Here is a 6,375-nt window from a genome sequence, read left to right on the forward strand (position 1 = left end):
CTATGGAAACCAACCAATTAACCGAAAATTTAAAAGCCCATTTTCTAAGACTCTATCAAATGGCTATCTGCGATGATGATTTTAGCCCTCTTGAACTTAAAATGCTCTACAAAACGGCTGAAGAAAGAGGAATCTCTTCCAAGAAGCTGGATGAAATTCTTCTTAATCCCATCAATTCAAAATCTTTAATTCCCGAAACCATTGAAGAAAAAGTAGAATACCTGTTCGATCTTACCGTGATGATCTGGGCAGACGGAGTTGTTACGGAAAACGAACTATCAGCGCTCAATAAATATGTCGCCCTTTTCGGCTTTATGGAGGAAAATGTGAAAGACATTGCAGACTATTTCATTGAAGCGGTAAAACAAGGAAAAACCAAACAAGATATTCTAAATGACCTAAAAAATTAATCACGATGAACCCAATGACCGCCAACATCAAAAATCTTTTCAGGCTAAAACCTGTTCCTGCAGACAGTCCGAAAGACGAACCCGTAAAATTCGAGATCGAAACCAACCCGGAATCTACGGAAGAAAGCAGAAGAAGAACCTATCATGAATCCGGATACCGGGACAGCTCCAGGAACAATGGAAACCATACGGCTTTATCAATCTGCCTGGATGCCATTTATTCAAAATTTCAAAATGAAGAAAAAGAGCTGGGCGACAAACAGCATAAGCTGAAAGAGCCTTATCTCAATGAGCAGAAGAATAAAGAGACTGAAATCAAGGGACTTACCGTTTCGCTGGATAATAAAGAAGATCAACTAAAAAAGCTGGGTGAGGATATTGATGCCGTACAGGAAACCATTGAGAAGATAAAATTTGAAATCAACGACCTTCCGAGAAATCCTGAAATGTATAATGTAAAGGCGACAAAAGGTGCATCCACAAAATTCTGGATCGGGTTGATTATTTTAATTCCTATCAGTCTTTACTTATTCGCCTTCTATATTTCAACTTCTTATTCTGCATTTTTCAAAAACTTTGACGCCAACAACAATATTATTCAGAGTGTTTTAGACGCGCAGGCTTTCAACAAGGCGTGGGCTGAAGGCCCTCTGGAAGGAGCTTTCGTAACGCTGATTCCTTTTGTTTTTCTGGGCTTAGGATACTTGATTCACATGTTTGGTGAAAATAAAAATTTCGTGAATTATTCTAAAGTTGCGCTGCTCTTTATGATCACCTTCGTGTTTGATGCTATTCTCGCCTACGAAATTGAGTCGAAATTATATGAACTCAATAGAACATTCAATTCTCCCCCATTCGATCTTTCCATTGCGTTTACCAAAAATCAGTTTTGGGGAATTATCTTCGCCGGATTCATTGTTTATATCATCTGGGGATTGGTGTTTGACTTCGTGATGAAAGAACATAAAGAAAAAGATAAAATAAAACACGAGCAGACCAAAAGGCAAAAAGACATCCTGGTCTACAAAGAAAAAATACAAGATCTTGAAAAACAAAAAGAAGAAGTACGCCAGAGCATAGGAAGCATCAAAGAACTTATCGCGAAAGCTAAAGGAAGGATTGAAGAGCTTCAGAACATTATTGACGGAACCATTATTCCCACCAAAGATTATAAACTCTACGCTTCCGAATACATGCAGGGCTGGATCACCTTTATTAATGAAAAACTTGTTGTTTCTTATCCTGTAAAGCAGGAAATGATTGAAGAATGCAAAAAGCAGTACACTTATAATCTTAATAAAGTAGGTGCAAATTCGGAAAGCCAGAACACCGTTTATATGTCAGTCTTATAATACCAATTCCATGAAAAAAATACTCTATATTATTTTGGTTTCCGTATTGTTTATTGAATGCGGACAGCCTAAAGATCCTGTATCACAAACCATTAACTCAAAAAACACAACAGATGCAACGAATTTAAAAGACCTGAACGTCAGTATATTGATTGACCTCTCGGACAGAATTGACCCTGAGAAAAATTCCAATCCCACCATGGAATATTTTCAGCGAGATATTGAATATATAAAAGCTATTGACAGAGGGTTTCTGGATCATATTAAAACTAAAAAAGTGATTCAGCTTAACGACCAGATGCAGGTATTCTTCAATCCCGAACCATCGGACCCGAAAATGAATGAGCTTACCAAAGATCTTAAAGTCTCTTTTGACAAAAATACCACAAAAGACAATATTAATAAGGTTGAAAAAACCTACGCTTCCCTACCATCGCAGATCTATCAGTCGGCAATTCAGGATAAGAAATATATTGGTTCGGATATCTGGGAGTTCTTTAAAAACAAGGTTAAAGATTACTGTATTAAGGATGATCACAGAAATATTCTTTTTATTCTTACCGATGGATATATGTACCATAAAGATTCCAAATTTTCCGAAGGTAAAATGACTTCTTATTTAACTCCTGAACTTATCAAATCTTTAAAGCTTACTGCTTCAGATTATAAATCCAGAATCCAGTCTGAAAAATCCGGGTTTATTAAAGCCAACGATGATCTTGAAAACCTTGAGGTAATTGTTCTCGGGATCAACCCTGTAAAAGGAAGTCCATTTGAGGAAGATGTCATTAAAGAATACTGGGAAAACTGGTTCAAAGAAATGAAAATCAACAAATATCAGATTAAATCTGCAGATCTTCCTTCTAACCTGGAACCTCTGATTCTCAAAGCAATTTCCGGAAAAAATTAAAAACACATTCTCATATAAAACAAGATTGGTGCATGCCATCAAAGCGAAGAAAAAATCTTCGCTTTTATTTTAATCCCAATCGGCCGCGATAAATTCCATTTGATTTCCCGCATCATCAGAAAGAGTAAGAAAATGCCCTTTTACAGAATATTTTGTCACGCTTCTGAACGCTTTGGAGAAATCCATTTCCAGTTTCATATCCTGGCAGGCTTTTAGGGTAGAGCCTAATTCCGACATTTTTACGGTGCCGTCATTCTTAAATTCAGAAGTAAAGAACATACTGTTGCAGCCCATAAAGGCTGTTCCTTTGATTTTCCCGTTTTCTGCTTTTTCCGTAAGGTTAATTTTTGCATCTTTTGCAATCAGATCAGATTTGGAATAGGATCCGAAAGCTGTAAGCATCCATTCCCTTTGAAGCTGGGAATTCTGGGCGGTATTTTGTGAGGTATTGCTGCTTACGGCATTACAATTCAGCAACATTCCTGAAAATAAAACACACAAAACCGAAACGAATATTGTTTTCATACGCTTCCAAAAACCAATTTCATACCATTCCGGGGCCAGAATACAGTAAAAATTAGTAAATTAGCGACACAAAAATTATTTTATAAAATGAAAAGAATACTTCTACTATTCACTTTCCTTTTAAGTTTTGCCCAGATGAGGGCAGACGAAGGAATGTGGTTGTTAATGCTCATTAAAAGACTTAATGGTGTAGATATGCAAAAAGAAGGCTTGCATCTTACACCGGAAGAAATTTATTCCGTGAACAATTCCAGCTTAAAAGATGCAATCGTAAGCTTCGGAGGATTCTGTACGGGAGAGATTGTTTCCGGGCAGGGCCTTATCTTCACCAACCACCACTGTGGTTACGGCGCGGTAGCAGCAGCTTCCACTCCGGAAAAAGATTATTTAAAGAACGGATTCTGGGCGATGAAACAGAAAGATGAATTCAACGCTAAAGATCTCTATGTTAGATTTTTAGTAAGAATGGATGATGCTACGCAAAGAATCAATTCCAAACTCAACAACAACATGTCCGCTGCAGAAAGAAAAGCGGTGATCGATGCTGAAACCAAAGCGATCCAGTCTGAAAATTCTGAAAACGGAAAGTATACAGTAGTCGTAAGAGATTTCTTCAACGGAAACGAATTTTATTATTTCGTGTACCAGGATTATAAAGACATCAGATTGGTAGGGGCTCCGCCTTCCGCATTAGGAAAGTTCGGTGGCGATACCGACAACTGGGAGTGGCCAAGACATACAGCAGACTTCACCGTATTCAGAGTGTATGCAGATGCTGCCGGAAACCCTGCAGAATATTCTCCAAGCAACGTTCCGTTAAAACCTAAACATTTCCTTCCTGTTTCTTTGAAAGGAGTAAAACCAGGAGATTTCTCCATGATCTTAGGGTATCCGGGAAGAACCAACCGTTACCTGACTTCTTACGGAATCCAGCAGATGGTTAACAAAGATTATCCGGCTTGGGTGGAAGCTTCTAAATTAGCGATGGACGTGATGAAGAAGTACATGGATAAAGACAAAGGTACCCAGCTGAACTATGCTTCTCAATACGCATCTGTTGCCAACTACTGGAAAAACAGACAGGGAACGATTGACGCCGTTATAAAAAACGGAACCATCACAGACAAACAAAAAGTAGAAGAGCGATTCAAAACCTGGGCTTTACAACCGGAAAATCTTGCTGAATATGAAACCGTTTTAGAAGATATCGGTATTTATTACAAGCAGACTTCAGACAGAAATGTTGAGAGAATGTACATGTCCCAGCTTTCAAGAAATGCTAAATATTTCTCTTTGGCTTTGCAGGTAGGAAGCGTTCTTAAAGCGTATGCAGACCAGGATATGCAAGGAAGACTTGCCATGAAACCGAAAGTGGACGCCGCTTTAAAAAGCGCTTACGAAAACATCAACACACAGCTTGAAGGCGAAATGCTGAACTCTATGGTTAATCTTTACCAGACCAGAGTAAACAAGGATGTAGCTTCTGAAACCATCATGGGACTTGACGCTAAGAATCTTTCCAATGTTGCCTATTCTTCCATTTTTGCCAACAAAACATCCGCTACGAACTTCGTGTTGAATCCGGATAAATTAAAACTGGATGCCGATCCGCTTTGGAAAATTGCCAACGGACTGGTTGCAGACCAGAGAGCTTCAGCAGAAAGATTCGTGAAAATTGATGATAATTTTGCTAAAAACAACAGATTATTCTTAGCAGGACTAATGAAGGCTATGCCTGAAAAGAAATTCTACCCGGATGCCAACTCTACGATGAGACTAACCTACGGAACAGTAGATACATTACCTATCAGAACAGACAGAAACTATTTTGGTGTTACGGAAAACTATTATACGGATATGGCCGGTCTTGTAGGAAAATACAAGAAAGGGGACGAAGAATTTGATCTTCCTCAAAGAGTGATCGACCTTTACAACCTGAAAGATTTCGGTCAGTATGCCGATGCTAAAGGATACATGCCGGTTAACTTCCTTTCCAACAACGATATTACAGGCGGTAACTCCGGTTCACCGGTAATTGACGGAGACGGAAACCTTATCGGTATCGCATTTGACGGAAATAGTGAAGCATTAAGCGGTGACATCGTTTTTGAACCGGAATGGCAGAAAACCATCAACGTAGACGTTCGTTTCGTTCTTTGGACGATTGACAAATACGCCGGTGCAAGAAGATTAATCGATGAATTACAATTGGTAAGAGACGAAAACACGCCTGCAGATACTAAAACAAAAATGCCTAAAGCAACACCTGCTAAAGGAAAAAGAAAATAATCTTTAATGATATAATTTTTAAAACCGCGAAAGTTTTTTTTGCGGTTTTTTTATTTAATTTTAGAATCATGTTGTCAGTTAACTTTATATAAATATCCCGCAGATTATCCAGATTGAGTAGATTATAATATAAAGTTATATCGTATGCTAATTACAATATTTGCTTGTTTGTAGCTAGATCTCTAAAAACTAATAATATTAGTATAAATAAATTAAATTATAAATGAAAATTCAGTCTATTCAATTCAACGCTGTTATTAAACAGCACGGCACCATGAATGCCGCTTTTGTGGAATTCCCTTTTTCTACCGAAAAACTGTTTAACAAGAAAGGACAGGTGAAAATAAAAGCCGTCTTCGATGACAAAGTAGAATACCGCGGAAGCCTTGCCAAAATGAAAACTGACTTTCATGTATTAATTCTGACTCAGGAAGTAAGAAAACAATTAGAAAAAACTTTTGGTGATGAAGTTTCCGTAAGCCTTATCGAAGACCAGGAAGAAAGAACCGTGGAAATAGCAGACGATATTCTAGCCGTCTTTAATGAAAATCTCGAAGCCAAAACTTTGTTCGACAAGATGAGCTACACCCACAAAAAGGAATACATCCGATGGATCAACGAAGCCAAAAAATCTGAAACCCGCGAAAACAGGAAGGTCAAAATGATTTTTGGAGGGGAAGAAGAAGCCGTCTCATTTCACGAGTCGGCTTCATTTTTTGATATTATTGTTATTCAAATTATTTTGGAAATTTTCTTTGCGATCATTGAAAATGGCTTATTAGGCGACTCTCTTTCTTAAATTGTGGGCTAAAGCATGCAATCCGAACTCAATTTCTACTTTTTTGAGAGATTTTAGCATAAATCTCTTAAAATGATGATTGTGTTTGAG

The 6,375-nt window shown here is 37.9% G+C and carries 7 protein-coding genes; 5 read left to right on the forward strand and 2 right to left on the reverse strand.

Annotation, left to right across the window (positions count from 1 at the left end; all coding sequences use genetic code 11):
- Nucleotides 1-2: 2 nt before the first annotated feature.
- The 3 genes from BUA76_RS08990 to BUA76_RS09000 are packed head-to-tail and all read left to right on the forward strand — an operon-like array spanning nt 3 to nt 2,672.
- Nucleotides 3-410, forward strand: a complete 408-nt coding sequence (locus tag BUA76_RS08990) for a hypothetical protein (protein WP_072884467.1) — start codon at nt 3-5, stop codon at nt 408-410.
- 5 nt (nt 411-415) lie between these two features.
- Entirely contained in the window at nt 416-1,762 is a 1,347-nt protein-coding gene (locus tag BUA76_RS08995; RefSeq protein WP_178337324.1) for a beta-carotene 15,15'-monooxygenase, read from the forward strand.
- Nucleotides 1,763-1,772: 10 nt separating this feature from the next.
- On the forward strand, nt 1,773-2,672 hold the full coding sequence (locus BUA76_RS09000) for a hypothetical protein (protein WP_072884469.1): 900 nt from the start codon (nt 1,773-1,775) through the stop codon (nt 2,670-2,672).
- 69 nt (nt 2,673-2,741) lie between these two features.
- Here the strand turns inward: BUA76_RS09000 and BUA76_RS09005 are convergent, their stop codons facing one another.
- Complete coding sequence (locus BUA76_RS09005; protein WP_083573196.1) at nt 2,742-3,197, reverse strand: META domain-containing protein; 456 nt, start codon at nt 3,195-3,197, stop codon at nt 2,742-2,744.
- Between the two features lie 87 nt (nt 3,198-3,284).
- Between BUA76_RS09005 and BUA76_RS09010 the strand changes: the two genes are divergently transcribed.
- A complete protein-coding gene (locus tag BUA76_RS09010; protein WP_072884470.1) occupies nt 3,285-5,486 on the forward strand; it encodes a S46 family peptidase in 2,202 nt (733 codons plus the stop codon).
- Between the two features lie 223 nt (nt 5,487-5,709).
- Nucleotides 5,710-6,285, forward strand: a complete 576-nt coding sequence (locus BUA76_RS09015; RefSeq protein ID WP_083573197.1) for a YdeI/OmpD-associated family protein — start codon at nt 5,710-5,712, stop codon at nt 6,283-6,285.
- Here BUA76_RS09015 and BUA76_RS19240 read toward each other — a convergent pair.
- Nucleotides 6,265-6,345, reverse strand: coding sequence for a hypothetical protein (locus BUA76_RS19240; protein WP_394332941.1), 81 nt, complete (start codon nt 6,343-6,345; stop codon nt 6,265-6,267). The two genes, BUA76_RS09015 and BUA76_RS19240, sit on opposite strands and share 21 nt — an antisense overlap.
- Nucleotides 6,346-6,375: the final 30 nt, after the last annotated feature.

Origin of the sequence: Chryseobacterium takakiae (genome assembly GCF_900129385.1) — a bacterium.
Classification (GTDB): Bacteria; Bacteroidota; Bacteroidia; order Flavobacteriales; family Weeksellaceae; genus Chryseobacterium; species Chryseobacterium takakiae.

Coding starts and splice junctions, on each gene's coding strand:
- BUA76_RS09005 (WP_083573196.1), bottom strand. CDS start 3,197: ATGAAAACAATATTCGTTTCGGTTTTGTGTGTTTTATTTTCAGGAATG.
- BUA76_RS08995 (WP_178337324.1), top strand. CDS start 416: ATGAACCCAATGACCGCCAACATCAAAAATCTTTTCAGGCTAAAACCT.
- BUA76_RS08990 (WP_072884467.1), top strand. CDS start 3: ATGGAAACCAACCAATTAACCGAAAATTTAAAAGCCCATTTTCTAAGA.
- BUA76_RS09015 (WP_083573197.1), top strand. CDS start 5,710: ATGAAAATTCAGTCTATTCAATTCAACGCTGTTATTAAACAGCACGGC.
- BUA76_RS19240 (WP_394332941.1), bottom strand. CDS start 6,345: ATGCTAAAATCTCTCAAAAAAGTAGAAATTGAGTTCGGATTGCATGCT.
- BUA76_RS09010 (WP_072884470.1), top strand. CDS start 3,285: ATGAAAAGAATACTTCTACTATTCACTTTCCTTTTAAGTTTTGCCCAG.
- BUA76_RS09000 (WP_072884469.1), top strand. CDS start 1,773: ATGAAAAAAATACTCTATATTATTTTGGTTTCCGTATTGTTTATTGAA.